General features: G+C 73.1%; 19 protein-coding genes, 1 tRNA gene and 1 pseudogene. 13 read left to right on the top strand and 8 right to left on the bottom strand.

The annotated features are described in order from the left end of the window. Positions 1-7 precede the first annotated feature (7 nt). Positions 8-1,783: pseudogene (locus tag SXIN_RS09485) on the top strand (SelB domain-containing protein); the annotation flags it as partial. Between the two features lie 44 nt (positions 1,784-1,827). Here SXIN_RS09485 and SXIN_RS31230 read toward each other — a convergent pair. Then, a tRNA-Sec gene (locus SXIN_RS31230) sits at positions 1,828-1,920 on the bottom strand. Positions 1,921-2,096: 176 nt separating this feature from the next. Between SXIN_RS31230 and selD the strand changes: the two genes are divergently transcribed. Beyond that, the gene (gene selD, locus SXIN_RS09480) at positions 2,097-3,122 is read left to right on the top strand and encodes a selenide, water dikinase SelD (protein ID WP_019710051.1); all 1,026 of its coding nucleotides are present in this window, start codon (positions 2,097-2,099) and stop codon (positions 3,120-3,122) included. Positions 3,123-3,192: 70 nt separating this feature from the next. Here selD and fdh read toward each other — a convergent pair whose 3' ends face one another. After that, positions 3,193-6,465, bottom strand: a complete 3,273-nt coding sequence (gene fdh, locus SXIN_RS09475; protein ID WP_238153718.1) for a formate dehydrogenase — start codon at positions 6,463-6,465, stop codon at positions 3,193-3,195. 197 nt (positions 6,466-6,662) lie between these two features. Beyond that, positions 6,663-7,739: an AI-2E family transporter gene (locus SXIN_RS09465; protein ID WP_095756857.1), complete on the bottom strand. Its 1,077-nt coding sequence runs from the start codon at positions 7,737-7,739 to the stop codon at positions 6,663-6,665. Positions 7,740-7,989: 250 nt separating this feature from the next. Between SXIN_RS09465 and SXIN_RS09460 the strand changes: the two genes are divergently transcribed. After that, positions 7,990-8,592 (top strand): copper chaperone PCu(A)C domain-containing protein, encoded by a 603-nt coding sequence (locus SXIN_RS09460; protein WP_238153717.1) that lies wholly within the window; start codon positions 7,990-7,992, stop codon positions 8,590-8,592. Positions 8,593-8,739: 147 nt separating this feature from the next. After that, positions 8,740-9,423, top strand: coding sequence for a hemerythrin domain-containing protein (locus tag SXIN_RS09455; protein ID WP_095756856.1), 684 nt, complete (start codon positions 8,740-8,742; stop codon positions 9,421-9,423). A gap of 86 nt (positions 9,424-9,509) precedes the next feature. Here SXIN_RS09455 and SXIN_RS09450 read toward each other — a convergent pair whose 3' ends face one another. From SXIN_RS09450 to SXIN_RS09440, 3 genes are all read right to left on the bottom strand, one after another. After that, positions 9,510-10,010 carry a hypothetical protein gene (locus SXIN_RS09450; protein ID WP_019710044.1) on the bottom strand — a complete coding sequence of 167 codons (501 nt, stop codon included), beginning with the start codon at positions 10,008-10,010 and terminating at the stop codon, positions 9,510-9,512. Between the two features lie 202 nt (positions 10,011-10,212). Next, positions 10,213-10,725 (bottom strand): HPP family protein, encoded by a 513-nt coding sequence (locus SXIN_RS09445; RefSeq protein ID WP_107501190.1) that lies wholly within the window; start codon positions 10,723-10,725, stop codon positions 10,213-10,215. Positions 10,726-10,912: 187 nt separating this feature from the next. Beyond that, positions 10,913-11,284: a sensory rhodopsin transducer gene (locus tag SXIN_RS09440; protein WP_019706116.1), complete on the bottom strand. Its 372-nt coding sequence runs from the start codon at positions 11,282-11,284 to the stop codon at positions 10,913-10,915. A 584-nt stretch (positions 11,285-11,868) separates the two neighbouring features. Between SXIN_RS09440 and SXIN_RS09435 the strand changes: the two genes are divergently transcribed. The 4 genes from SXIN_RS09435 (at position 11,869) to SXIN_RS09420 (ending at position 17,852) form a co-directional block, all read left to right on the top strand. Then, a complete protein-coding gene (locus SXIN_RS09435) occupies positions 11,869-13,059 on the top strand; it encodes an enolase C-terminal domain-like protein (RefSeq protein WP_095756854.1) in 1,191 nt (396 codons plus the stop codon). Between the two features lie 68 nt (positions 13,060-13,127). After that, the gene (locus SXIN_RS09430) at positions 13,128-16,340 is read left to right on the top strand and encodes an FAD-binding and (Fe-S)-binding domain-containing protein (RefSeq protein ID WP_095756853.1); all 3,213 of its coding nucleotides are present in this window, start codon (positions 13,128-13,130) and stop codon (positions 16,338-16,340) included. Between the two features lie 55 nt (positions 16,341-16,395). Next, complete coding sequence (locus SXIN_RS09425) at positions 16,396-17,112, top strand: DUF4396 domain-containing protein (protein ID WP_019706192.1); 717 nt, start codon at positions 16,396-16,398, stop codon at positions 17,110-17,112. Then, positions 17,112-17,852, top strand: coding sequence for a hypothetical protein (locus SXIN_RS09420; protein ID WP_095756852.1), 741 nt, complete (start codon positions 17,112-17,114; stop codon positions 17,850-17,852). The genes SXIN_RS09425 and SXIN_RS09420 overlap by 1 nt, the downstream gene beginning before the upstream one ends. 225 nt (positions 17,853-18,077) lie before the next feature. Here SXIN_RS09420 and SXIN_RS09415 read toward each other — a convergent pair whose 3' ends face one another. Then, complete coding sequence (locus tag SXIN_RS09415; RefSeq protein ID WP_019710040.1) at positions 18,078-18,509, bottom strand: PRC-barrel domain-containing protein; 432 nt, start codon at positions 18,507-18,509, stop codon at positions 18,078-18,080. Between the two features lie 222 nt (positions 18,510-18,731). Here SXIN_RS09415 and SXIN_RS31225 point away from each other — a divergent pair, with 222 nt between their 5' ends. Beyond that, a complete protein-coding gene (locus SXIN_RS31225; RefSeq protein WP_157916270.1) occupies positions 18,732-19,169 on the top strand; it encodes a hypothetical protein in 438 nt (145 codons plus the stop codon). Between the two features lie 15 nt (positions 19,170-19,184). Here SXIN_RS31225 and SXIN_RS09405 read toward each other — a convergent pair whose 3' ends face one another. After that, entirely contained in the window at positions 19,185-20,261 is a 1,077-nt protein-coding gene (locus SXIN_RS09405; RefSeq protein ID WP_019710038.1) for an AI-2E family transporter, read from the bottom strand. Positions 20,262-20,602: 341 nt separating this feature from the next. On the opposite strand from SXIN_RS09405, the gene SXIN_RS09400 reads away from it, so the two are divergent. From SXIN_RS09400 to SXIN_RS09385, 4 genes are all read left to right on the top strand, one after another. Continuing rightward, positions 20,603-21,004, top strand: coding sequence for a DUF6507 family protein (locus SXIN_RS09400; RefSeq protein WP_039822287.1), 402 nt, complete (start codon positions 20,603-20,605; stop codon positions 21,002-21,004). Further along, positions 21,001-23,679, top strand: a complete 2,679-nt coding sequence (locus SXIN_RS09395) for a hypothetical protein (protein WP_019710036.1) — start codon at positions 21,001-21,003, stop codon at positions 23,677-23,679. The genes SXIN_RS09400 and SXIN_RS09395 overlap by 4 nt, the downstream gene beginning before the upstream one ends. Continuing rightward, positions 23,676-24,539, top strand: coding sequence for an immunity 49 family protein (locus tag SXIN_RS09390; protein WP_019710035.1), 864 nt, complete (start codon positions 23,676-23,678; stop codon positions 24,537-24,539). Before SXIN_RS09395 ends, SXIN_RS09390 begins: the two co-directional genes overlap by 4 nt. Before the next feature lie 166 nt (positions 24,540-24,705). Beyond that, positions 24,706-26,130, top strand: a complete 1,425-nt coding sequence (locus SXIN_RS09385; protein ID WP_019710034.1) for a DUF6177 family protein — start codon at positions 24,706-24,708, stop codon at positions 26,128-26,130. Positions 26,131-26,279: the final 149 nt, after the last annotated feature.

Here is a 26,279-nt window from a genome sequence, read left to right as displayed (position 1 = left end):
TGGGGAGATGCGGGTCCTGGCCACCGCGGGGCATGTCGATCACGGCAAGTCCGCCCTGGTGCGGGCGCTGACCGGAATGGAACCCGACCGTTTCGAGGAGGAGCGGCGCCGGGGGCTGACCCTGGATCTCGGGTTCGTGTGGACCCGGCTGGATCCGGACGACTGCGGGGGCCCGGACGGCTCCGCGGGCTCCGGAGGGGAGACCGTCGCCTTCGTGGACGTGCCGGGTCACGAGCGGTTCGTCGCCACCATGCTGGCCGGCGCCGGCCCCGTGCCCGCCGTGCTGTTCGTGGTGGCCGCCGACCAGGGCTGGCAGCCGCAGTCCCAGGAGCACCTGGAAATCCTGGACGCGCTCGGGGTGCGGCACGCCGTGCTCGCCGTGACGCGCAGTGACCTGGCCGATCCCGAGCCCGTGCGGGCGGACGCCGCCGAGCGCCTGGCGGCCACCTCCCTCGGCGCCGTGCCGTCCGTCGCGGTGAGCGCGGTCACCGGCGACGGACTGGACGGACTCCGCGCCGAACTGGCCCGCCTGGCCGCCGTGCTGCCCGACCCGCCCCCCGGCGCGGACGTACGGCTGTGGCTGGACCGCGCCTTCACCGTGCGCGGGCACGGCACGGTCGTCACCGGCACGCTGGCCGAGGGAACCCTGCGCGTCGGCGACCGGCTGGTGACGGGTGAGGACTCCGCTCCGGTCCGGGTGCGCGGGCTGCAGTGCCTGGGCGAGGACCGCTCCTCGGCCGGCGGCGTGGCCCGCGTGGCGGTGAACGTCCACGGTGCTCCCAAGGGCCTGCTCGGCCGCGGCCGGGTGCTGCTGACACCGGACCGCTGGCTGCCCGCCACGGCGGCCGACGTGCGGATCACCGGAACGCCGGCCGGTGAGCTGCCGCGGACGGTCACCCTGCACATCGGCACCGCCGCGGTCCCGGTGACCGTCCGGCCGCTCGGAACGGACACCGCGCGGCTCACCCCGGCCCGGGCCCTGCCCCTGCGCGTCGGTGACCGGGCCGTGCTCCGCGACCCGGGCGGGCGGCGCACGCCCTGCGGCGTGACGGTCCTGGACGTGCGGCCTCCGCAGCTGAGACGGCGCGGGGCCGCCCGGGCCCGGGCGGCCGAGCTGGCGGGCATGAGCGGCCGCCCGGACGCCGTGGCGGAACTGCGGCGGCGCGGGCTCGTCCGCCGTTCCGAACTGGAGGCCATGGGGGTGCCCGCCACCGTCCCGCCCGTCGCCGGGGACTGGCTGGCCGAACCGGCTCACTGGGCCGCCCTGAGGGACCGTCTGGCGGCCGAGACGGAACGGTACGCGGCACGGCACCCCCTCGATCCCGGCCTGCCCACCGAGGCGGCCCGGCACCTGCTCGGCCTGCCCGACCGGGCCCTCGTCGACGCGCTGGCCGCGACCCCGGGCCGTCCGCGGCTGCGGAGCGCGCAGGGGCGGCTGTACGGGCCCGCGAGCGAGAAGCCCGCCCTGCCGCCGGCCGTCCGGGCGGCCGTGGATGCCGTGCGCCGGGAGCTGGAGGTGTCACCGTTCCGGGCCCCGGAAGCAAACCGGCTGGCCGAACTGGGGCTCGACCGCAGGGCGGTGGCCGCCGCGGTCTCGGCGGGCGCGCTGCTGAGGGTCGGCGACGGCATCCTGCTGCTGCCCGGCGCGGACGCCCGGGCCGCCGCGGTCCTGCGCGACCTGCCGCAGCCGTTCACCCTGAGCGAGGCGCGCAAGGCCCTCGGCACGACACGCCGCGTGGCCGTGCCGCTGCTGGAGTACCTGGATGCCCGTGGCCACACCGAACGGGTGGACGACCGGTGCCGGCGCTGCCGGACCGGTGCGGGGAGCGGAGGCGGACGGGAATCGAACCCGCCTGCCCGAGATCCTCGGACACCTCGGTTTTGAAGACCGGGAGGGCCACCAGGCACCCACACGCCTCCACCGCCCGTACAGGCTACCGGAGCACCCGCGGGACCGGTCCCCGCAAACCCGCCGCCCGGCAGCCCACTTCGACCGCCCACCGGACCCGGGACCCACCTGACCCCGGACCCACCGGACCCGAGACCCACTGGACCCGACACCCCACCGGACCCGACACCCCACCAAAGGACGAGGCATGACCACCGCGAGCGACACCCCCGTACGGCTCACGCAGCTCGCCCACGGAGGAGGCTGCGCCTGCAAGATCCCGCCCGGCGAACTGGAGGACGTCCTCGGCGGCCTGGCCGTCCCGGCGCCGGCCGCGGCCGGCACCCCGCTCCTCGTCGGGCTGGCCACCGGCGATGACGCGGCCGTCGTGTCCCTGCCCGCGCCGGACGGGGCGCGGGCCCAGGCCGTGGTCTCCACCGCCGACTTCTTCACCCCCGTCGTCGACGACCCCTACGACTGGGGCCGCATCGCCGCGGCCAACGCCCTGTCCGACGTCTACGCGATGGGTGGCCGGCCCCTCGTCGCCGTCAACCTCCTGGCCTGGCCGCGCGACGTGCTCCCGTTCGACCTCGCGCGCGAGGTGCTCCGCGGCGGCCTGGACATCGCCACCGAGGCGGGCTGCCATGTGGGCGGCGGACACAGCGTGGACGACCCGGAACCCAAGTACGGCATGGCCGTCACCGGCCTGGCGGACCCGGAACGGCTGCTGCGCAACGACGCCGGCCGGCCCGGCCTGCCGCTGTCGCTGACCAAGCCGCTCGGGCTGGGCGTCCTCAACAACCGGCACAAGGCCACCGGTGAGCGGTTCGAGCACGCGGTGGCCACGATGACGGCCCTCAACCGGGACGCCTCGGCCGCGGCCCTGGCGGCCGGGGCCGTCTGCGCCACCGACGTCACCGGCTTCGGGCTCCTCGGCCACCTGCACAAACTGGCACGGGCCTCGGACGTCACCGCCGTGATCGACACCGCCGCCGTTCCCTACCTCGACGGGGCACGCGAGGCCGTACGGGACGGCTATGTCAGCGGCGGCACCCGGCGCAACCTGGAGTGGGTCGCGCCGTTCACCGACTTCGGGACCACCGGCACCGCCACCCGGCTGCTGCTGGCCGACGCCCAGACCTCGGGCGGGCTGCTGGTGGCGGGCGAGGTGCCCGGCGCGCCGGTCGTGGGCGAACTGGTGCCCAGGGGCGCGCACTCCGTCGTCCTGAGGTGATCCGTCGCGCCGACGCGATCCGTCGTGTTGCGCTGGGCCGCCGCGCCGGGGTGATCCGCGCGGCGGCCCCTCACAGTCCGGTGCCGGTCTGCTCGTCGATGCCGGCCCGGGCCCGGTACTCCCGTACCAGTTCCGGGGCGGCCGGCCCTCGGGGGCGGCGTCCCGCCCGGATGTCCACGGCGAACGCCTTGGCCTCCTGGATGTGGGTGTTGGGGTCGAGCGACATGTGGAGCAGCTCGTTGGCCGCGTCTCCCGTGGAGTAGCCGTTCGGGCCCCAGTGGTAGGGCAGGCCCACCTGGTGCAGCCGCCGCCCCTGCACGGTCAGCGGAGCCATCCGGTCGGTGACGAGGACCCGCGCCTCGATCACGCCGCGCGCGCTGACGATCGTCGCCCACCCGGTGTGTTCCAGGCCGTGTTCCGCGGCGAGTTCGGGCGACACCTCGCAGAAGAACTCCGGTTGCAGCTCCGCCAGGTACGGCAGTTGGCGGGACATGCCACCCGCGGTGTGGTGCTCGGTGAGCCGGTAGGTGGTCGCGACGCAGGGGAACACCTCCGAGCCGGGCTCCGTACCGCTGGGCTGGTAGCGGTTGTCGGGGTGCGGCTCCAGCAAATGCCGTACGGGGTTGCGCTGGTGCCGCGGGTGGAGCAGGTTCGGGAACGGCGAGTCCTGCGGCTCGTAGTGCGTGGGCAGCGGGCCGTCGGTGAGGCCGGACGGCACATACAGCCACGCCTTGCCGTCGGCCTGCATGATGAAGGCGTCGGTGCCGGAGAGGGCCTCCGGGCCGGTCGCGCCGGACGGCGGCTGGTGACCGGGCGCCTTGTCCGGCTTGAAGTCCGGGACGTCGTGGCCGCTCCACCTGCCCCGCTCCTCGTCCCACCACACCAGCGTCTTGCGCTCGCTCCACGGCCTGCCCTCCGGGTCGGCCGAGGCGCGGTTGTAGAGGATGCGGCGGTTGGCGGGCCACGCCCAGCCCCATTCGCCCGCGACCCAGTTCTGCTCCCCGCCCGGTTTGCGGCGGGCCGCCTGGTTGACGCCGTCGGCGTACACCCCGCAGTAGATCCAGCAGCCGCAGGCGGTGGAGCCGTCGCCCTTGAGCTGTTCGTAGGAGGCCAGCGGACGGCCCTCGGCGTCGTGGCCGTTGATCTCGGCGAGCACGGCCTCCGCCTCGGGTTCCGCGAGCGGCCCCGTGGTGGGGTAGTCCCAGGTCAGGTCCAGCAGCGGCCGGTCCATCGGGTCGGTGGAGGCGGCGAGCTTCTGCCGGATGAGGCGCCCGAGGTGGTAGGTGAACCACAGGTCGCTGCGGGCCTCGCCCGGCGGTTCGACGGCCTGGTGGTGCCACTGCAGCAGGCGCTGGGTGTTGGTGAAGGTGCCGTCCTTCTCGGTGTGCGCGGCGGCCGGCAGGAAGAACACCTCGGTGCCGATGTCCTCGGTGCGCAGCTCGCCCGTCTCGATCTCGGGGCCGTCCTTCCACCAGGTCGCCGACTCGATGAGGGAGAAGTCCCGGACGACGAGCCAGTCCAGCGCGGCCATGCCCAGACGCTGCATCTTGGCGTTGGCGGAGCCCACGGCCGGGTTCTCGCCCATCAGGAAGTAGCCCTTGCAGACCCCCTCCAGCTGGGCCATGACCGTCTCGTAGGTGGAGTGCGAACCCGTCAGCCGCGGCAGGTAGTCGAAGCAGAAGTCGTTGTCCTCGGTGGCTGCCCCGCCCCAGTACGCCTTCAGCAGACTGACCAGGTAGGAGCGCATGTTGCCCCAGTAGCCCTTGCGTGCCGCGTCGGACCGCACGAAGGTGTCCAGGTTCTGCTGCTCGTGGGCGTGGGGCATCGGGATGTAGCCGGGCAGCAGGTTGAACAGGGTGGGGATGTCCGTCGACCCCTGGATGGAGGCGTGCCCGCGCAGGGCGAGGATGCCGCCGCCCGGCCGGCCGATGTTGCCGAGCAGGCTCTGCAGGACGGCGGCCGCGCGGATGTACTGCACGCCCACCGTGTGCTGGGTCCAGCCGACCGCGTAGGCGAAGGCGGTGGTCCGTTCACGCCCGGAGTTCTCCGTCACCGCGTCGCACACCTGGCGGAAGACGTCCTGCGGCACGCCGCAGATCTGCTCGACCATCTCGGGGGTGTAGCGGGCGTAGTGCCGCTTGAGCACCTGGAAGACGCAGCGCGGATCGGTCAGCGTGTCGTCCCGTTCGGGTTCGCCCGCGCCGATGTTCGCGCCGCCGGACCCGTGGGACTCGCCGTGCGCCGCGTCGGCCACCGAACTGTCGCCGCTGCCGCCCTCGACGCGCTTCTCGTACATCAGGTCACGCTTGCCCGAGGCGGCCTGGACCGTCATCCCCTCGTACTGCCAGCTGTCGTTCTCGTAGGTGCGGCTTTCGGGGTCGAGGCCGGAGAAGACGCCGTCCAGGTCCTCGGTGTCACGGAAGTCCTCCCGCAGGATCACCGGCCCGTTGGTGTAGGCCACGACGTAGTCGCGGAAGTAGCTCTCCGTCCGCAGGACGTGGTTGATGATCCCGCCGAGGAAGGCGATGTCCGAGCCCGCGCGCAGCGGCACGTGCACGTCCGCCAGCGCGCTGGTGCGGGTGAACCGCGGATCGACGTGGATCACCTTCGCGCCGCGGGCCTTGGCCTCCATCACCCACTGGAACCCGACCGGATGGCACTCGGCCATGTTCGAGCCCTGGATGACGATGCAGTCCGAGTTCTGCAGGTCCTGCTGGAAGGTGGTCGCGCCGCCGCGGCCGAACGAAGTCCCCAGACTGGGGACGGTGGAGGAGTGTCAAACACGCGCCTGGTTCTCGATCTGCACGGCCCCCAGGGCCGTGAACAGCTTCTTGATCAGGTAGTTCTCCTCGTTGTCGAGGGTGGCTCCGCCGAGGCTGGCGATGCCCAGCGTGCGGCGGGTGCGGGCCTTGCCGTCCTCCCACTGCCACCCGGCCCGGCGCGCCTCGATCACCCGGTCGGCGATCATGTCCATCGCCGTTTCCAGGTCCAGACGCTCCCACTCGGTTCCGTGCGGGCGCCGGTAGAGGACCTGGTGCTCGCGGGCGCCGCCGGTGGTCAGCTGCAGGCTGGCCGCGCCCTTGGGACACAGCCGGCCGCGCGAGATGGGGGAGTCGGGGTCACCCTCGATCTGGGTGACGCGATCGTCCTCGACGTAGACGTTCTGGCCGCAGCCCACGGCACAGTACGGGCAGATCGACTTCACCACCCGGTCGGCCGAGGCGATCCGGGAGGTGAGACGCGCGCTGGTCCCGCTCTTGGCGGCGGCCCCGCGGCCCAGGGGGTCCGTCCCCTTGAGCTGCCGGTACACCGGCCAGGAGTCGATCCAGGTGCGCACCCCCATGATGTCTGCCCCTTCCGTGGTGCCGGCTGCTGCGCTCTCCAGTGCCCGGTTCCCGCCGGTTCACACCGGTGGATCGGAAAGTCTTCCGTCCGGCCCACCGGCGGGCGGGCGTACGCCGCCGCACTCCGCCGTATCCCGTACCGCGCCGCCGGTGCGGAGCCGGCTCCGCGTGGCGGACCGTGCGCCGGGCACCGGCCCTACGCGTCCGCGGGCGGCCCGGCGGAAGGCTCCGCCCGCCGGGCCGGGGCCGACGCGTACCGGTCACGCAGCTCGCGGGCGACTCCGAACGCGGCCGCGGTGGCCGGTACCGCGAGGAGCACGCCGACGATCCCGGCCACGGCCCCGCCCGCGGTGAGGACCACCAGGACGACCGCGGGGTGGATCCGCACGGTCCGGCTCTGGACCATCGGCTGGAGGATGTTGCCCTCCAGCACTTGCACCGTGAGCACCACCCCCAGCGTCCACAGTGCGATGACGAGTCCCCGGTCGGCGAGCGCGACCAGAACGGCGGCGGTGCCGGAGACGAAGGCGCCGATGAAGGGGACGTAGGCGCCGATGAAGACGATCGCCCCGAGCCCGGGGGCCGCGGGCACTCCCAGGACCAGCAGGCCCGCGGTGATGAAGAACGCGTCGATGAGCGCCACCACGGTGGTGCCCCGCATGAAGCCCTCGACGCCCTCGAAGGCCCTCCGGGCCATCGCCTCGACGGTGTCGGCGCTGCCGTGCGGAACGAGTGCGCGCAGGGTGCCGGCGGCCCGGTCGGAGTCGCGCAGGAAGAAGAACGCCAGGAGCAGCGCGAGCACCGCCATGCCGAGGACCTGGAAGGCCCAGCTGACCCCGGTGGCCACACTGGAGGCGGCCGTTCCGCCGAATCGGCCGAGCGTGTCCACGGCTTGACCGGCGAGTTCTTCGAGCGAGGTGCCGGAGGCGCCGAACCGGTCGGCCAGATCCCGCACGGCCTTGCGGAGCGAGGCGACGATCTCGTCCCAGGTGTCGACCAGCGCGAGCGTGACGCCGTACACGGTGCCGCCGACGGCGCCGAGGACGGCGGCGCAGGTGAGCCCCGCGGCGACGGAGCGTTTCACCCCCGCCCTCACCAGCCGGCGGAACAGGGGAAGGAGCAGCGCCGTGCCGAGCAGGGCGAGCAGCGCGGGAACGAGGGCCGCCCGGAACATCACGCACAGCCGGATCCCGATGTAGACGACCCCCGAGACCAGCAGGATGACGGCGCACCAGGCGGCAAGCCGGCGAACGGGTTCGGGGAGCGGCAGCACGCGCCCAGCGTACGTTCGCGGCCGCGGGCCCGCCCGTGGACGGCCCGCCCGCCGGGGCGTTCCCGCGCGGGGGCCGCGTGTTGGTACCGGCTGGGGCGGATGCCGCCGTGAACCGTGGGTACCCGCCCCGCCCCGCCCCGCTCCGGGCACGGCTTCCCGGCCGCCGCCGGTTCGGCCCGCCCGTGCACCGGGCCGGTACGGGAGCACCCGCGGGCCGACCGGTATGCGCGAAGAAGAGTGAGGACCGCCCGTGAAGACCCCTCGACACCGCGGCGACCGCCTGCGGGGAACCGCTCGTGTCCTCGTCGGCTGCTGTCTTGCCGTGATGACGCTGGCCGGCTGCGACTCCCCGCAGTTCCAGCACAACTCGCCCGGCGCGAACGTGCGTGCCGGAGCCATGCTGATCCGTTACGCCCATATCGCGGAGCCGCCGGACGGCCCGTGGAAGCCCGGGGACGACGCCCCGCTGTACGTGTGGCTGTACAACGAGGGGCGGACCGTGGACCGGCTGCTCGGCGGCGAGACCCGGGCGGCGCGGTCGGTGGAGATCGTCACCGCGGACGGGTCTCCGCGGGGGCCGGTGGAGGTGCCGCCCCGGACGCTGGTGGAGCTGGAGGACGACCGGCCGCACCTGCTGCTGCGCGGGCTGGGAAAGGAGGTGCGGGGCGGCGACTACGTGCGGGTGACGCTGCGTTTCGAGCGTGCCGGGGCGGTCACGTTCCAGGTGCACGCGCAGCTGCCCACCTACGTCGACGAGGAGGCCACCGGCACCCCGGCATCCCCGTCTCCGTCGGCTTCCCCCTCGTTCCCCACGCCCGTCCCCACCTCTCCTTCTCCTCCGCCCGGGCGCTGACCGGCACCGGGGCGACGTGCCCGCCGGACGCGGTCCGGCCCGGGCGTGCGGGTTTCCGCCACCCCGGCCCGCGCATCGAGCCGGCGGGCCGGGGTACTCGCCGCCGGAACGGTTCACGTCCCCCGCAGCACGGAGTGAGGAGAACCCATGGCAGCGTTGAGCAAGGGGACTGCGCTGACGGCGGCGGCCAGGCCGCTCCTCGCCGGAAAGACGCCCGCGAAGGCAGCGAAGGCCGGAAGGACCGGGACGGCCAGGAGGGCCCGGCCTCTGCGGGCGGTTCGCGCGCTGGGCGGCGAGAGCGTCGTCGACGTGCTCACCCGCCAGCACCGTCAGATCCGGCTCGGCTTCCTGCGGGCGGCCCTGCCCGGGCCGGGCCGCCGCCGGAACTTCGACCGGCTGATGCGGCTGCTCGCCGTGCACGAGGCGGCCGAGGAGGCACACGTGCACCCCGTGGCGCGCAAGACGCTCCGGCACGGCCGCGACCTCGCCGCCCGCAGGCGCCGCGAGGAGAAGGAGGCCAAGCGGCTGCTGGTGCGGCTGTGGCGGACCGGCCCGCACGGCCCCGGGTATCTGCGCCGGCTGAACGAGGTCCGGCGCGCGGTCGGCCGCCATGCCGCGCGCGAGGAACGCGAAGAGCTGGCCGCGCTGCGACGCGTTCTCAGCCCGGCCCGGCTGCGCATGCTGGGCGCCGAGGTGAAGCTCGCCCAGGCCTACGCGCCGACCCGGCCGCACCGCTGGGCCAACAACGAGTTCACGAACAAGCTGGCGGCACCGGTCCTCGGCCCTCTGGACCGCACCCTCGATGCCGCCCGCCGCCGCAGGTCCCGCTGACCCGGCGGCCTCCTGACCCGCCCTCACCAGGACCACCCGGGCCACGGCGGCCCCCGGTCCCCGGCCTCCACGGGGCCGGGGACCGTCTATTCCTGCGCGGGGTCGTCGTGGTGTTCCACCTCCTCCTCGGCCGTCCGCTTCTCGACCTCCCCGCCGTGCCGGGAGGCGGCCTGGGCCCGCTCCGCCAGGGCGAGTTCCAGTCCGGCCACGGTCAGATAGACGGCGGACACGGCGAAGGACGCCACCGGCCGGGCCACCACCCCTCCGATGAAGCGGGCGCAGCCCCAGGCAGCCAGCACCGAAGTCCCCACGGACACCACGCTCAGCGAGACGCCCAGGGCCGTGACCGTGCTGGGCTCCGGCTCCAGCGGCTTGCGGAATCCGGCGGACGCCAGCGCCTGCAGGAGGCTGAAGGCCGCGATGGCACCCAGCGCGAAATAGATCAGGTGCACGGAACCCGGGACCTTGGCCTCGGTGTTGAGCAGAGCCCCGGCCACGGTGATGGACACCGAGTAGCCGTAGGCCTGTCCGTTGTTGCGCAGCGACGCGCGCACTCCGTGCGCCAGGCGCCCGACGGTGCCGTCCATACGCCGCCTTTCCTGCGATATCCGTCTCTTGTGCCACTTTATGGCCGGGTGAGGCGGTGTTCACCGCGAGAGGCGGGAGCCGGGCCGGCTGCCCGGGGCCCGTCGGCGGCGGCCGTACGCGGTCGCCCGTGCGGCCCCCGTCTTTCCGCGCCACCGTCGTCCCACACCGGTCCCGCACCGGGGCACGGTGGTCCGCCGGCCGTCATCCGTCCCCCGCCCGCTTCCGCACACGGCCGGAGGCCGCCACGGCGATAAGCGGGGCGATGACGAGGACGAGCGCCAGCCCGGTCAGCATTCCGTACAGGGGCGGCCCCGGCCGGGAGATGCCGGACGTGATCAGCAGCGCGGTGGCGGCGGCCGGGGGATGGGGGGCGTCGAGCACGTGCAGGAGGAACAGCGTGAGCCCCACCGCGAGGGCCTGTGCGCCGATCTGCTCGGTGGTGTCGTACCGCCGGGTGACGATCGACGGGTGGTTCCACAGGCCGAACGCGGCCAGGCACCCCAGCCCGATGCCGACCGCCGCCCCGTGGCCCAGGACGGCGGCGCGCAACCGCCTGCCCACGGTTCCCGGATGGTCCAGCAGCAAATACGCCGTCGGCCCCACGGTCGTCGTCAGCGCCACCCAGCCGACGAGACGCCCGCAGGCGCCGACTCCGGCCAGCAGCACGGCGGAGAGCAGCAGGAGCCGGGTGCCGGAGACGATCCTGCTCCGCACGGGGGCGCGGCGCTCCGCGCCGGGCTCCCGGACGGCCGTGCCCTCCGACCGCGCCGTCACCACGGGTGCCCGCCGGCGGGGCCGGCCGCCGCCGGTACACGGCGGATCGCCACGGCTTCCGCCGGCCGGGCGCGCTCCCGCACACCCCGCCTCCGTACGGTCCCCCCGCGTCCCGGGCCCACGGCCGTCACTCGGCGCCGTAGGCGACGGTCGAGAGCAGGGCGTTCGCCGGCTGGCGGCTGTCGAGACGGGTGTGCTGGACGACCACCGGCACATCGCTCACCAGCACCGACGCGTAGTCGGAGCCCACGGGCACCGTGCCGTCCCCGGTGAAGTCGTTGAACCGCTGGTGCACGGTGCGCCGGGCGGGCACGGTCACCCGGTACGGCCCGGCGGGTTCGCGGTCCGGGAAGAAGCAGGTGATCTCCACATGAGCGTCCGCGTCACCGGTGTTGAGGATGCACGCGGTCTCGTGGCTGGCCATCTCCTCCGGGCCGGTACTGGAGCCGGGGATGAACCCTTCGGCGATCACCCAGGTGCGCTTTCCGAAGTGCTCCACAGTGCGTACCTCTCCTCGCGGGGCCAGGGAACGCCCTCCCGGTCCCGCGCGGCGGCAGCGGATCGCGCGAGCCGGGGAGGAGCCGGCTCCGGGGCCGCCGGAACCGGCCGCCGCGGCGCCGGAACCGGCCGGCTCGCGGCAACCGGCCGTCCCTTCGTGTCGACTGGTGTCGGATCACGGAGTCACCCGGGAGGAGCGTCCGAAACACCGTCACCCGTCGTGGATGCGCGGAAGGACGGCCGGACCCGGACCGGGGCGCGGGCTCGCCGCGGCCCCTGAGACAGGAGAGTGGTGCGGGGATTCCTCCGTTTACCCGCCCCTCCGCCGGGTCACCCACTGGAGACGGTGAGACGCCGCGGACGGCTCCGGGGGAGAGTCGGCGAAGAGACGCCGAGGGAGTGTGTGATGACACAGGTGACCGACGGCCCCTCCACCACCGGCGGGAGCCTGCCGTCTGCGGTGCGGCCGGCGGGAAGCGCCAGGTCCGCGGCCGGCCCCGCAACCGCGCCGGTCCCGCCGCACACCCCGCCCGGGCCGGACAGCAGGGCCGCCGGCGCCGTCGAACGCCTGCCGGGGCGGCCCTCATGACGGGCCCCGCGGCCGCCGCAGGAGCCGGGGGAGCCGGGGGAGCCGGGGGAGCCGGCCTGGAGGACAGCCGCATCGACGCGGTCGAGGTGCACGCGTTCGAGGTGCCCACCGACGGCCCCGGCGGGAAGGAGCAGGACGGCACGCTGGAGTGGGACTCCACCACCATGATCCTGGTCCGGGTGCACGCCGCCGGCCGGACCGGCCTCGGCTACACCTACGGTGACGTGTCCGTCGCCTCCTTCGTGACCTCGAAGCTCGCCCCGGTGGTGCGGGGGGAGAGCGTCACCGCGCCGCCCGCGCTCTGGCAGCGCATGGGCGCGCGGATCCGCAACGCCGGCCGCCCCGGCGTCGGAGCCATGGCGGTCTCCGCCGTGGACGTGGCGCTGTGGGACCTCAAGGCGCGGCTGCTGGGACTGCCGCTGATCCATCTGCTGCCCGCCCACCACGACCGGGTCCCGGTGTACGGCAGCGGAGGCTTCACCAACTACCCGCTCGACCGGCTCACCGGGCAGCTCGCCGGATGGGTCGAGCAGGGCATCCCCCGGGTGAAGCTCAAGACCTCCCGCGAGCCCGGACGCGACCCGGAGCGGCTGGCGGCCGTACGCCGGGCCGTCGGCGACGGCACGGAGCTCCTCACCGACGCCAACGGAGCGCTCACCGGCAAGGAGGCCCTGTACTGGGCGCACCGGTTCCACGACGAGTGGGACGTGCGGTGGCTGGAGGAGCCCGTCAGCTCGGCCGACTTCGCCGGGCTGCGCCTGCTGCGCGACCGGGGCCCCGCCCGCCTGGAGATCGCGGCGGGCGAATACGCCTTCACGACACGCGACTTCGTCAACCTCCTGGAGCCCCCGGCCGTGGACTGCCTCCAGGCCGACGTGACCCGCTGCGGCGGCATCACCGGCGTGCTCGAGATCGGCGGCCTGTCCGCGGCCCGGCACATCGACCTGTCCGCCCACTGCGCCCCGGCGCTCTCCGCCCACGCCTTCTGCGCCGTGCGCAGGCTGCGGCACCTGGAGTACTTCCACGACCACGTGCGCGTGGAGCACCTGCTGTTCGACGGAACCCTGCCGCCCGACGGCGGCGCCATACGGCCCGATCCCGGCCGGCCGGGGCTGGGCCTGGACGTCAAATGGGCCGACGCCGAGCCCTACCGGGTGTACGGCACACGGCCGGACCGGCCGGCTTGACCGGGACCGGTGGACCGGCCGGCCGCCCGACCGGCTCGATCCGGAGTTGAAAAGGAGTGGAAACCCGCATGGCCAAGGCAGCACGCCGCAGGACACGCGACATCCCGGCCAAGACGCACCCGGGGATCGCGGGGCCGCCGAGGGCCCGCGAAACCCTCGACGTGGGCCGGCTGGAGCGGGCGCTGCGCAAGGCGGTCGACGGCGAGGTCCGCTTCGACACCGCCTCGCTCGGCCTGTACGCCCAGGACGCCTCGAACTACCGGCAGGTGCCGATCGGGGTCGTCGTCCCCCGCACGCTCGACGACGTGGAGGCGGCCCACAAGGTCTGCCACCGCTTCGGCGCGCCCGTCCTCAGCCGCGGCGGCGGAACGAGCCTGTCCGGGGAGACGGTCAACGAGGCCGTGGTCATCGACCACTCCAAGTACCTCACCGCCATCGGCGAGGTGGATCCCGAGCGCCGCATCGTCACCTGCGAACCGGGCGTCATCAACGAGCAGCTGAACCGCCACCTCGGCCGCCACGACCTGGTCTTCGGCCCCGACCCCTCCTCCCACTCCCGCTGCGTGATCGGCGGCAACATCGGCAACAACTCCTGCGGCATCCACTCGGTGCAGTCGCAGCTCTACGGCCCCGGGCCGCGCACCAGCGACAACGTGCACGCCCTGGAGGTCGTCACCTACGACGGCGCCCGCTTCTGGACGGGCGTGGACGAGGAGCGGCACCTCGACGAGATCATCGCCCAGGGCGGCCGCAAGGGCGAGATCTACGCCGCGCTGCGCGACCTGCGCGACCGGTACGCCGACGCCATCCGGGCCGGCTTCCGCTCCGAGCGGGAGGTGCCGCGCCGGGTGTCCGGCTACAACCTCGACGAACTCCTGCCCGAACGCGGCTTCAACGTCGCCCGCGCGCTGGTCGGCACCGAGAGCACCTGCGTCACGGTGCTGCGCTCACAGCTCCTGCTCACCCCCGCCCTGCAGCAGCGCACCACCGTCGTCGTCGAGTACGACGACCTCGCCGACGCCGCCGAGCACTGCACCGAGATCATCGAGCGGTGGAGGCCGATCGGCCTGGAGGCGCTGGACGACCAGCTCATCCGCGACCAGCAGCTGCAGAACATGAACGCCGAGGACATCGAGGACCTGCCCCGGCCCGGCGGCGGCGCCTGGCTCCTCGTCCAGTTCGGCGCCGACACCACCGAGGAGTCCGTCGCGCGCGCCCACGGCTTCGTCCGGTGGCTCACGGAGGACAAGGGCTACGCGCCGGACCGCGTCCGCCTCGCCCGGAGCAAGCAGGAGGGCGGCAGCAGCGAACACCTGTGGGCGATCCGGGAGAGCGGCCTCGGCTCGACCGCCTTCCCGCCCGGTGGCAAGGACCACTGGCCCGGCTGGGAGGACTCCGCGGTGCCGCCGGACCGGACCGGGGAGTACGTGCGCGGACTCCGCGAGATCATGGCCCGGCACGGCCTCAGCGGCGCCATGTACGGCCATCTCGGCCAGGGGTGCATCCACTCCCGGATCAGTTTCGACCTGCGCACCGCGGACGGGCTGGCCACCTACCGGGCGTTCCTGGAGGAGGCCGCCGACCTGTGCGTCGGCATGGGCGGCTCGGTGTCCGGCGAGCACGGCGACGGACAGCAGCGCGGCGAACTGCTGGAGAAGCAGTTCGGGCCCGAACTCGTGCAGGCCATGCGGGAGTTCAAGGCCATCTGGGACCCGCGGTGGAAGATGAGCCCGGGGAAGGTCGTCGACCCGTACCGCATGGACGAGAACCTCAAGCTGGGCACCGGCTACAACCCGCCCCGCGACCGCACCAAGTTCGCCTACGCGGAGGACGGCGGCGACTTCGCCCACGCCACGCTGCGGTGCGTCGGTATCGGCAAGTGCCGCGTACCGGACGCGCAGACGACGATGTGCCCCAGCTACCAGGTCACCCGCGAGGAGAAGCACACCACCCGCGGCCGGGCCCGCCTGCTGTACGAGATGCTCGAAGGGGACGTCGTCACCGACGGCTGGCAGTCCAGGGAGGTGTACGACGCCCTCGACCTCTGCCTGTCCTGCAAGGGCTGCACCAACGACTGCCCCGTCAACGTCGACATGCCCACCTACAAGGCCGAGTTCCTGCACCACCACTTCAAGTCGGCCCGCCGGTGGCGCCCGCGCCACGCCTACGCCTTCGGGTTCATCGACCAGACGGCCAGGATCGCCTCCCGCGTCCCGGAACTGGCGAACCTCGCCACCCAGACCCCGGGCCTGTCCCGCCTCGCCAAGCTGGTCGCGGGCATCGACCGCCGCCGCCCGCTGCCCCGCTTCGCGCCCATGACGCTCCAGGAATGGTTCGCCCGGCGCGGCGGCACCACCAACCCCGGCGGCCGCCCCGTCGTGCTGTTTCCGGACACCTTCAACAACCACTTCCACACCGGCGTCGGGGTGGCCTGCGTGGAGGCGATCGAGGCGGCGGGCTGGCGGGTCGTCATGCCCGAGCAGCACATCTGCTGCGGCCGGCCGCTGTACGACTACGGCTTCCTGGACGCCGCCGAGCGCTACCTCCACCGGGTGCTGGACCTGCTCCGCCCCCATCTGCGGGACGGCACGCCCGTCGTCGGCATGGAACCGAGCTGCCTGGCCGTCTTCAAGGACGAGCTGCCGAAGCTGCTGCCGCACGACGACGACGCCCGGCGGCTCACCCGCAACGCCTACCACTTCCCGGACTTCTTCCGCACCTTCGGCATCGACCCGCCGAAGCTCGACGGCTCGGCCCTGCTGTGGGGCCACTGCCACCACCGCGCCACGGGCGGGGTGAACCCCGAACAGGAGCTGCTGGAGAAGATGGGCCTGGAGGTGCGGAGCCTGCAGGGCGGATGCTGCGGCCTCGCCGGTTCCTGGGGCTTCGAGTCCGGCAAGTACCAGATCTCCCTGGACTGCGGTGAGCAGGCGCTGCTGCCCGGCGTCCGCGAGGCGGACGACGACTGCATCGTCGTGGCCGACGGCTTCTCCTGCAAGACACAGATCGAGGACGCGGGCACCGGGCGGCGGGCGCTGCACGTGGCCGAGGTGATGAAGCTGGCCCGGGAGCAGGGCGCCGGAGCGGTGTCCCGGCTGCCCGAGCGCGGCGCCGGACCGAGGCCGGCCCCGCCGCTGCGGAAGCGGGCGCTGCGGGTGGCGGCCGCCGCCCTCGCCGCCGGCGCCACCGCGGCCGGAGCCCGCGCGGCGGGAGCCCGTTTCGCCTCCGGAGCCCGTTTTGCGTCCGGGGGCCGGGGCACCAGCGACCGCGGAAAGGTTTGACGAGCCGACGGCCGGTAACCCCTGACCGGCCGCGTTTTCGATGATGGGAGGGCATGTGATCGAGCTGGGCTGGCTGTCGTTCCTCGCCGAGCCGTGGTTCGTGCTGCCGTTCTACGCGATCGGGCTCATCGGCGCCGTCTGGGTGACCTGGGACGCGTACCACACCAACACCCCGCTGAAGCCCGCGATGCGGTGGGCCTGGCCCATCATCGTGTTCTTCTTCGGCCCGGTCGGCCTCGCGCTGTACCTGCTGACGGCCCGCGCCCCCGGCATCGGGCAGGTGGACGGCGAGGAGGAGAAGCAGGAGCGGCACAACGAGTACGTGATGCACGACTGGTTCCGCCGCACCACCGGCTCGGTGATCCACTGCGTCGGCGGGGACGGCGTCGGCATCGTCACCGCCATGATCATGGCCCGGGTCTTCGACCTGGGCTTCTGGGAAGAGTGGTGGTTCGAGTACCTGGTCGGCTATCTGATGGGCACGCTCATCTTCCAGTACAAGGCGATGTCCATGCACGCGAGCAGCTGGCCGCAGGCGATCTACATGGCCTTCCGCGGCGAGTGGTACTCCATGCTCTCGGTCATGGCGGGCATGGGCCTGGTCATGGGGGTCGTCACGCCCCTGGCCGTCACCGAGCAGCCGGACCCGGACACCTACGCCTTCTGGGGGTTCGCCGCCCTCGGGCTGTTCGTCGGATTCATTCTCACCTACCCGATGAACTGGCTGGAGATCAAGGTCGGTTACAAGCACGGCATGGGGAGGCAGCACTGATGGGGCTCCGGAAGATCGGTATCGTCGCCGCCATGTGGGTGCTCGGCCTGGCGAGCCTGGCCGGTTTCGCCTGGGCGGTGCAGTGGCTGGACGACCAGCCCGTCCATGTGCCCGCGGCCGCCGGCGCGCCGCCGGAGGTGGGGCCCGACCGCCCGCTGGCGGCGCTCACCACGGGAACGGCCCGCGCGGCGGCCGCTGCCCGCCACGGCCTGGCCAACGGCGAGCGCAGCGAGGCCACCCACGCGCTCGACGCGGCGCGGCGGGCCGCCGAGGTCGGCCACGAGTCGGCCCACGGCCCGGTCGGAAACGGCTTCACGGCCGCGCTGAAGCATCTGAAGGGAGCCCGCGAGGACCTGCACAACGGGCTGCCCGACGCGGCCCGCGGCAAGCTGGACCGCGCCGTGCGCGAGCTGACCGAGGTCGTCGCCCCCGCCGGACGGCAGCAGCCGGCCGTGCCGCCCCGCGCGGTGTGGGCGGACTACCGGGACGCGACCCTGCTCGGCCCCGAGGGCAGCATGATCGGGCGGATCCGCAGCATCGAGGGCGGCCCCGGTGGCACCCCGGTCGCCGTGCTGGAGGTCGGCGGCTCCCAGGACGTCCTGGGCTTCCTGGACTTCGGCGGACGCACGGTACGCGTCCCCGCCGACCGGGTCCTGTGGGGCCCGACGCGCTACATCGGCAACACCCTGGCCGCACTCCCCGCCCGGGACCTGGGGCAACTCGCGGGCGCCTCGGGCTGACCGGGGCGCCGGGGGCCGGACCCGCGCCTCACCACGGCCCCTCTGCCAGGGGCGCGCCGGCCCTCCCTGCCGCCGACCCGGCCCTGGCCGGCCGCTCCTCCCCGGGCCCGCGCCACGCGCCGGCGCCCGCCGCACCACCGGCCGATCACCGTGCGCGGTACGGACGGGCGGCGGCCACGCGCGGAGCGGGGACCGCGCGCGGGCCGCCCCACCGGACCGCGCCGGTCACCACAGTTGCCCGGGCTGACGGGGAAACGGCGGGTACGCGTAGCCGGGTCCCCAGAACGGACGGTAACCGTAGTGCCGGTAGAGGTCGTCATAGAACGCGTCGCGGTCCACGAGCTCCGGGTCGTACCCGGGCGCGCCGGCCACCTGCTCGCGGGTCCGGTCGATGCGCACCCGGTCCTCCGAGACGTCGGCGACGGCATCGACCGGTACATAACTCTCCTTCTCGCCGATGCCGAGGAACCCTCCGTGTTCCAGGAGAAGGAAGCGGACCTTGTGTTCCTCTTCGTCGACGAGCAGGTCGCCGACCTTGCCGAGCTCGTTGCCCGAGCGGTCGGTGACCTTCCGGCCCCGGATGTCCTCGCCGGGTGCGCTGATCGCCTGGTCGGAGTCCGAGATCCTCGTCAGTACGGGGACGTCGCCGGATTCCATGGGGGCCTCCTCACACATCACAGGGGTGCCTGCGTACCCGGACCGGGCGGCCCGGGCGCCTTCTCCCCCGGGTTCCCCCTCCGCCGGGCCCCACCCCCCGTTTCCTGACCGGTCCTCATGTATCGGAAGCCTTACGGCGGGTGCAGCAACGCGGGAGCCGGGTACCCCGCCCGGAACAGTCCGTACACGTCCGCACACGAGTCCCGGGAAGGGGAGAGCGGCATGTCCCGAACGAGGAAAGGGCCGGGGCGCCGGGCCCGAGCGGCAGGGGTGGTCACCGCCGCGGTTCTGGCGTTGACGGCCGGGTGCGCCGAGGAGGACGTGCCCCCGGACGCCGCCTCCGCGGCCGAGGAGGTGAAGGAGGAACTCCGCGAGATCCGCGACGGGATCGTGGCCACCGGCGACGTGGACGTACGCGGGACCGAGATCGACGACGAGGGGCGCGCGGTCGCGGAACTCGCCGTGGCGAACAGCGGTGACGAGACCGACTCGTACGCGATCCAGGTCAACTTCCATGACGGGAACGGCGATCTGGCCGACGTCGTCCTGGTGACCGTGTCCTCCGTGGCACCGGGCGACACGGTGCGGGCAACGGCGCGGAGCCATCTCGACCTGCCCGAGCGCACCACCGCCGAGGCGGTCATGGCCGTGCGCCACTGAGCAGCACCGGTCCGCTCAGTCCGCCGACGGCTCGGTGGCGGGCCCCGCGGGGGGCGGGCCCTCAGGCGACGCGTAGCGTGTGCGCAGCTCGCGGCCCACTCCGAACGCCGCCGCGGTGACCGGCACAGCGAGCAGCACGCCGACGATCCCGGCCACGGACGCGCCCGCGGTGAGCGCCACCAGGACCACCGCGGGGTGGATCCGGACGGTCCGGCTCTGGACCACCGGCTGGAAGATGTTCCCCTCCAGCATCTGGACCACGAGCACCACCCCCAGCGCCCACAGCGCGATGACGAGCCCCCGGTCGGCGAGCGTGACCAGCACGGCCACGGTGCCGGAGACGAAGGCGCCGAGATAGGGGACGTAGGCGCCGATGAAGACGAGCGCGCCGAGTCCGAGGGCCCCCGGCACGCGCAGGACCAGCAGGCCCGCGGTGATGCAGACCGCGTCGATGAGCGCCACCACGGTGGTACCGCGCATGAACCCCTCGACACCCTCGAAGGCCCGCCGGGCCATCGCCTCGGTGATGTCGGCGCTGTCGCGCGGGACGAGCGAGCGCAGGGTGCCGGTGGCCCGGTCGGAGTCGCGCAGGAAGAAGAAGACCAGCAGCAGCGCGAGCACCGCCATGCCCAGTCCCTGGACGGCCCAGCTGACCCCGCTGACGACACCGGAGGCGGCCGTCCCCCCGAACCTCCCCAGCATGTCCACGGCGTTGCCGGCGAGATCCTCCAGCGAGGTGCCGGACGCACCGAACTGATCGGCCAGATCCCGCACCGCCCTGCGCAGCGAGGCGACGATCTGGTCCCAGGTGTCGACCAGCGCGATCGTGACGACGTACACGGCACCGCCGACCGCACCGAGAACGGCGGCGCACGTGAGCCCCGCGGCCACGGACCGGTGGACCCTCATCCGCACGAGCCACCGGTGCAGGGGAAGAAGCAGCGCGGTGCCGAGCAGAGCGAGCAGCACGGGAATGACGGCCGGCCGGAGCACCACGCTCAACCGGATTCCGATGTAGACGACGCCGGAGACCAGCAGGACGACGAGGCACCAGGCGGCAAGACGGCGGACGGGATCGGGGAGCAACTGCACGCGCCCAGCGTACGCACCGGCCGCACGCTCCAACCGAACGGCCCGGACGGGCTGCGCCACGTCAGCCGGAAGCCGCCCACGGACGGACGCTGCCCGGGTGGCGGAGGGCCTGTCAGGTCCCGCTGCCGCGCGTTCGGTGCAGTGCGGTATGGGCTGAATCACGCCACCACGCACCCAACTGTGTTGATCCCGCCTCGACTTGTGCGACAGGATGTTCGACGTACGGTGATCATGTGTGACGCACGGGAGTGCCGAGGCAGACCTCCGGTGCAGGACCGGCGACGCCCGGTGACTCGTGCCGTGCGGGGACGGCAGGCGCACGCATCCGGCGGGGGATGGGTATGAGCGGGTGGGACATTTCGACGTCCGGTGTGCAGTTCGTGACCTCGCTGGTCGAGGACGCGATGGACGACGTGGCCAAGGACGTCAAGGCGTACGCGAGTGATGTGGAGAGCGCGGCGGCCTCGGCCGGCACCATCAGCGGCCCGTACTGCGGGGCGGCTCCGACCGGGGCGATCGGTGCGGCTCTGGCGCTCTTCGTGGAGGGGACCGCGGAGGAGGTGCTCTTCCTCGGGGCGCGGGCGGCGAAGTCGGTGAACGGGGCCCGTGAGGCCACCGCCTGCTATGCGCTGGCGGATCTCGACATGGCCGCCGAAGCCCAGCGCAGGGCGCTGGCCGCCCCGAAGGTCGATCCGCCGGGAGGGGACCAGGGCGGCGGCGGCCGGGAAGGGCGGCAGAAGTGATCGAGCCGTCGGGCATACCGCAGTTCACCGGCGACTTCGAACAACTCGACAAGGACGTCTCCCGGCTGCGCGGTGACGCCATCGGGATCCGCGACGGCGGCTCGGACGTGCACTCCCGCTTCCAGATGCTGGGGGCCTTCTACACCGCGCCGGAGGCCGACGCGCTGTTCTCCACCACGCAGCCGGTGATGGACAAGGCCGACGGCTTCGCCGTGAAGCTGGAGACGGTCGCCGACGCCCTGGACACCTTCTCCGTCGAGGCCCGCCCGCTCGCCAAGCGCCTGGAGGGGCTGAAGGCGGACGCGTTCACGTTCGTGGAGAGCGTGGAGGGCGACGACGAGTGGACGTACGACGAGGACAAGATCCGGCGCCACCAAGAGCTCATGGACGGTGTGGCGGCCGCGGAGAGCGCGTTCCGTGAGGCCGAGCGCCGGGCCGCCACCACGATCTCGGCGCTGGTCGGCGGCCCGAAGTTCGTGAAGGACGACGGCAGCCATACGTCGAACAAGAAGACCGTGATGTACGGCTACGACGCCGAGGTCCTCAAGCATGCGGAGAAAACCCCCTGGGGCAGCCCGGTGAGTGAGTCCCACCACGCGTGGGAGGTCGGCTACTGGACCAAGAGCTTCTTCTGGGACGGCCTGGTCGTCGACAACATCTGGGGCGGCCTCAAGGGCCTGGGCACCCTGTTCGGCACCGAGGGCCTGGACGCGGCCGGGGATGCCTGGAGCGGCCTGGGGGACGTACTCAGCGGCATCGGCCAGTACACCATCGCGCCGTTCGACGCGCTCATGGACTGGGCGATCGGCCCGGATGAGGAGAGCGAGACCGAGGTCCGGCAGAAGCAGGCCGCCAAGGACTTCGCCAAGGGCCTGGTCGCCTGGGACATGTGGGGCGAGAATCCCGCCCGCGCCGCGTCGACGGTCGTCTTCAACGGTCTGACGATCGGCGCCGGATCACTGGCCGCGAGGGGCGCGGCCGACGCCGGTGCCGCCGCCAAGGTCGCGGGCGCCGCCGGAAAGGTGGGCGTGTACCTCGACCCGGTCTCGGCGGTCCTGACACTGGGCGGCAAGGCGGCCGGCGGCCTGCCGAAGCTCTCCGAGGTGACGACGGGAGTCCGCGCGGGCGTCGAGGCCACGGCGGACGCGCACCGCGTGAACAGCGTCATGGAACTCCCCAACGGTGCCAAACTCATCATCGAGGACGGCCGGTTCATCCCCGTCGACAGGCACGGCAACGTCCACACCCAGCCGCCGCACCGGGAACTGGCCGCCGACGCGCAGCGGGCCGCGCCGGAGCAGACACCGGCCCGCGACCGGGAACTCACCGCCGTCGGCGCGACCTCACGCACCCCGGACGGCGCCGCCCACACGGGGCAGAACCTCCCGCCCCGGGCCGGCCACGAGCCTCCGTCCGGTACGGGCACGGGCACAGGCGGCGGGGACGCGCCCGGTGGGGGCAGGGGAAGTGCCTCCGGCGGAGCCGGAGCCGCGCACGCTGCCGGTCCCGAGACGTCCGCGCGGAGTACGGGAACGGGTGGGAGCGGGCAGGCCGTCAACGGACACGGCGGCGCCGGACAGGGCGGCAACGGTGGTGGCGTCCCCGGCTCCGGCGGTCATGGGGCAGGCGGCGCAGACGATCTCGGCCGGGCCGCCGACGACACGGCCGGCCACGACACCACCGGCGACGGAACGGCCGACGACGGAACAGCTGGCGCGACGGGGCCGGACGGCGGCGTGCCCGACCGGTCCCCGGCGGGCCAGCGGCCTCCCTACATGCGCGACGGGGCCAACCCGTACGGGCCCCGCGGATCGCTCACGCTGGAGCAGATCGAGGAGATCCAGGTCTACCGCGCCAACAACGAGCCGGGCTACCGCGAGCACTACTACAGGAAAGACGGCACGCGCAAACGTCTGGAGGTCTACGACGAGAGCGGCTTCACCCCGCCTCAGCTCACCCGGCTGTCGGACGACGCCCCGTGGATCCGCGCCAAGGACGTTCCGGCGCCGCCGAAGCCGCATTTCCTCGATGAGGACTACATCAGCGTGGGGGCGGACACCGTCACCACCAAGGCACGGCTCAGAATTCTGGATGAGGCCGCACGGAACCGCTTCTTCGCCATCCGGTTCGACAACATCATGGCGGACTGGAAGGCTGAGACCGGCAGGGCCCACGACGCCCAGGGAACCCCCGACTCGGCCGCGCAGTGGGGAGAGGCCAAGGGGGCGTACAAGGAGTCCCACAGCGCGATGGGGGAGGCGGCCGAAGAATTCGGCGAGGCCGCGGCCCGGCACCACTACGTCGCCGAGCGCTACCCGGACTTCACCGAACAGCCGCTCCTCGGCCCGAAGAACGGCAACGACCAGTTCGACCAGGTCTGGAAGCACGAGGACGGCCGCATCGTCGTCATCGAGGCCAAGAGCAGTCCCGGGACCGAACTCGGCAGACGCACGCTGCCAGACGGCCGGCAAGTATCCCAAGGCAGCAGGGAGTACTTCCTTGACATCATCCGCCACATGAGGAAGCGCGGTGAGACGGATCTCGTGAGAGACATCCGGAAAGCGCTCAAGGAGGGCAACTTGGAATACGTAGTCGTCAAGGGCGAAAAGAATACCGGCTCATACACTGGCTACCAGTACCGACGGTTTGACATCAGCAAGGGGACCCTTCCGTGACCGTACGCATCGACCGGCACGGGCTGCCGACAGGACCGGACGCCGAGCGCTTCGCGGAGCGGTTGGACGAGACCGTGGCCGAGGAGATCGACGATCTCGAGGAATCCTCAGAACTGATCGACATGGCGTTCAGCGGCAGCGTCCTGTCCCTCCATGCTCGCTGCGTCGTCGATCCGCGGGCGGCGGCGGTGGAGACGTGGGAGGCGGCGGTCAATGCGATGCAGCTGGGTTCGGCGTTGTTCGCTGTGACGGGGGTGAGCGAGGGGAGGGTTGAGTGCCGTATCAACCGGAAGGTGCGCAGCCTTCCGGCGACTGGTCCGATGTCGACGGCGGATGCGGGGAATTGGCTGACGGCGTTCTGGCTGGCGGTGATCTGCCGTGAGCGGCAGCGGATGACGCAGTTGTGCGAGGTTCCGTTGGAGCGTCTGCGGTCGCCGGAGGGGCAGTACGACGAGTACATCTACCACTGGGTGGACACGCTGCAGACGTACTGGCTGCGGCGGCCGGGGCTGGTGGAGAAGCTCACCGCCACGTTCGAGGCGTCGGATCCCTCCGTGGCGCGGATCGCGCCGAAGGATCTGCTGCAGGGCCTTCTCTATCCGCCGATCAACCTCTTCTACCACTTCGTGCGCCGGGACGAGGCAGGCTTCAGCCCCGCCCTGGTGGAGGCCCTGAAACTGCACCAGGCGTACTGGACCCTGACCGAGGAGCGGGTCACGGACATCGACGGCAGCATCGCCCTGGGCCCCCTCGCCATCGCCTCCCTCGCCTATGACGGGGAACTGCCCATCGAGGTGGAATCGGAGTACCTGCCCAAGCACCTGCTGCAGCACAGCTGGCTGGGCGAGTTCCCCACGTGACGACGCACCGGGCCAACGTGCCCACGGCACCCCGGGGCGAGGCCGCCGCGGACCAGGCGGCAGCCGGACGGGAGGCCGGGCCGACGGTTGTCATGCCGGCCGCGGCCTCCCGCAGGATTGTTCGGACCGCCGCCACCCCTGTCAGAGCCGAGGACACCGCGCGCCCGTGACCAAGGACGTCATCGCCCTCACCCCGAAGATGCCGGACCTGCGCACCCTGCTGGCAGGCCTCCACGCCGGCGGTCCCGATCTCGGGGTGAACACCCTGGCCGACGGGGCCGTCATCCAGCTCTGCGCCGCCGACGGCCGTCCCCTGGTCTCCGTCGAAGCACCGCTTCTCGTCCAGGTCCCCGGCGAGACGGACCGCCTCCTCGGAGCCGGAGCCGGAGCCGGCACGGGCCCCGGCCTCCCGGACGGCCCGGTGTGGTGGACGGAGGCCCGCGCCTCCACGGCCGTCGCCGAGGGCGGCCGGCTGGCGGGCTCCTTCGCCGGACGCCTCGCCCATGTCCTCGACGGCGCGGTGTGGCCCCCGGAGGCGGCCTCCACCGAGGTCGTCCCGCTCAGCTCCGACATCACCGCGATCCCCGTACCGCCCACCTCCGTCCCGGCGGTCGACGTCCTCACCACGCGGGCGGCCGTGGTCATCCAGGACCGTCCCGTGGTCGCCATGACCAGCTGGCTCTCCGACGCCCTCCGCAGCGCGACGGCCGGCGACCGCGCCCTGCAGATCGTCACCCAGCCCACCACACGCCTCACCCTGCCCACCCGCACCGCACTGCACGGCCACCCCAACCGCTGGGTCGTCCAAGACCGGGACAACGGCTACTACGACGGCCTCTCCGGCGCCCGGCTCCACTGGCAGGGCGGCATCTTCACCCCCCTCACCGACGCCGACGGCAACACCTCCCTCGCCGAGGCGTTCACCGCCCCCGCCGACACCGGCGAACGCCAGCTCGTCCTCTCCCTGCACACCCGCCGCCCCGCCGACGAGAACGTCGTCCTCGGCACCGCCCTGGAAACCGCCTGGCAGCACCTCACCGGCGCCGCCCCCGCCGGCTGGAGCACCGCCGAACCCGTCAACCTCCCCTGGTCCACCCGCAGCCTGACCGACTTCGCCCGCCGCCGGGCGCCCCACCCCACCTGGCTGATCGCCATCGGCCACCCCGAGCGCCCGGCCCTGGCCACCCTGCGCGTCACCCGCACACCCGGCGGAATCGAGGAGGCCGTCACCCTCACCCTCGGCTACGCCGAGGACGAGCCCCCGCCGCTGGACGCCATCGAACCCCTGGCCGAAGCACTGGTCACCGAACACGGCCTGACCACCCTGCTCACCTCACTCCGCACCGCCCGCCGCGACCTGTCCGTCCCCCCGCACTTCGAACCCCCGCCCATCCCCGTCTCCTTCACCCTCGGCCCCGACGAGACCAAGCACATCGAGGACACCCGCGCTCTCCACCCACCCCTCGCCCTCACCCCCGCCCACCTCGGCCCCGCAGCCCGCCCTGGCCTCCACTACCACCTCGGCGACGGAACCGACCCCCGTACCTGGAGCATGCTCCAGCACCTCACCCAGCGCCTGAAACCGGCCTGACCCATCCCCCGTTACGGATCCGCCGGCGCCGCCCGGGGGTCCGTCCGCCGCCGGGCGGCGCCCGCCAGGTCCTGCACAGCAGGCAGGACACCTCCCCGGATATCACCGAAATGACCAAGGAAGAGTCCGCGGCGCAGAAGCTCGGGCAG

The sequence above is a fragment of the Streptomyces xinghaiensis S187 genome (genome assembly GCF_000220705.2).
Lineage (GTDB): Bacteria > Actinomycetota > Actinomycetes > Streptomycetales > Streptomycetaceae > Streptomyces > Streptomyces xinghaiensis.
This window is presented reverse-complemented; position numbering and strand designations above follow the sequence as displayed.

What these genes read in the sequence shown, in the direction of transcription:
- SXIN_RS09415 (WP_019710040.1), bottom strand. Translation starts at nt 18,509, where the DNA reads ATGGAATCCGGCGACGTCCCCGTACTGACGAGGATCTCGGACTCCGAC.
- selD (WP_019710051.1), top strand. Translation starts at nt 2,097, where the DNA reads ATGACCACCGCGAGCGACACCCCCGTACGGCTCACGCAGCTCGCCCAC.
- SXIN_RS09420 (WP_095756852.1), top strand. Translation starts at nt 17,112, where the DNA reads ATGGGGCTCCGGAAGATCGGTATCGTCGCCGCCATGTGGGTGCTCGGC.
- SXIN_RS09450 (WP_019710044.1), bottom strand. Translation starts at nt 10,010, where the DNA reads ATGGACGGCACCGTCGGGCGCCTGGCGCACGGAGTGCGCGCGTCGCTG.
- SXIN_RS09455 (WP_095756856.1), top strand. Translation starts at nt 8,740, where the DNA reads ATGGCAGCGTTGAGCAAGGGGACTGCGCTGACGGCGGCGGCCAGGCCG.
- SXIN_RS09400 (WP_039822287.1), top strand. Translation starts at nt 20,603, where the DNA reads ATGAGCGGGTGGGACATTTCGACGTCCGGTGTGCAGTTCGTGACCTCG.
- SXIN_RS09435 (WP_095756854.1), top strand. Translation starts at nt 11,869, where the DNA reads ATGACGGGCCCCGCGGCCGCCGCAGGAGCCGGGGGAGCCGGGGGAGCC.
- SXIN_RS31225 (WP_157916270.1), top strand. Translation starts at nt 18,732, where the DNA reads ATGTCCCGAACGAGGAAAGGGCCGGGGCGCCGGGCCCGAGCGGCAGGG.
- SXIN_RS09430 (WP_095756853.1), top strand. Translation starts at nt 13,128, where the DNA reads ATGGCCAAGGCAGCACGCCGCAGGACACGCGACATCCCGGCCAAGACG.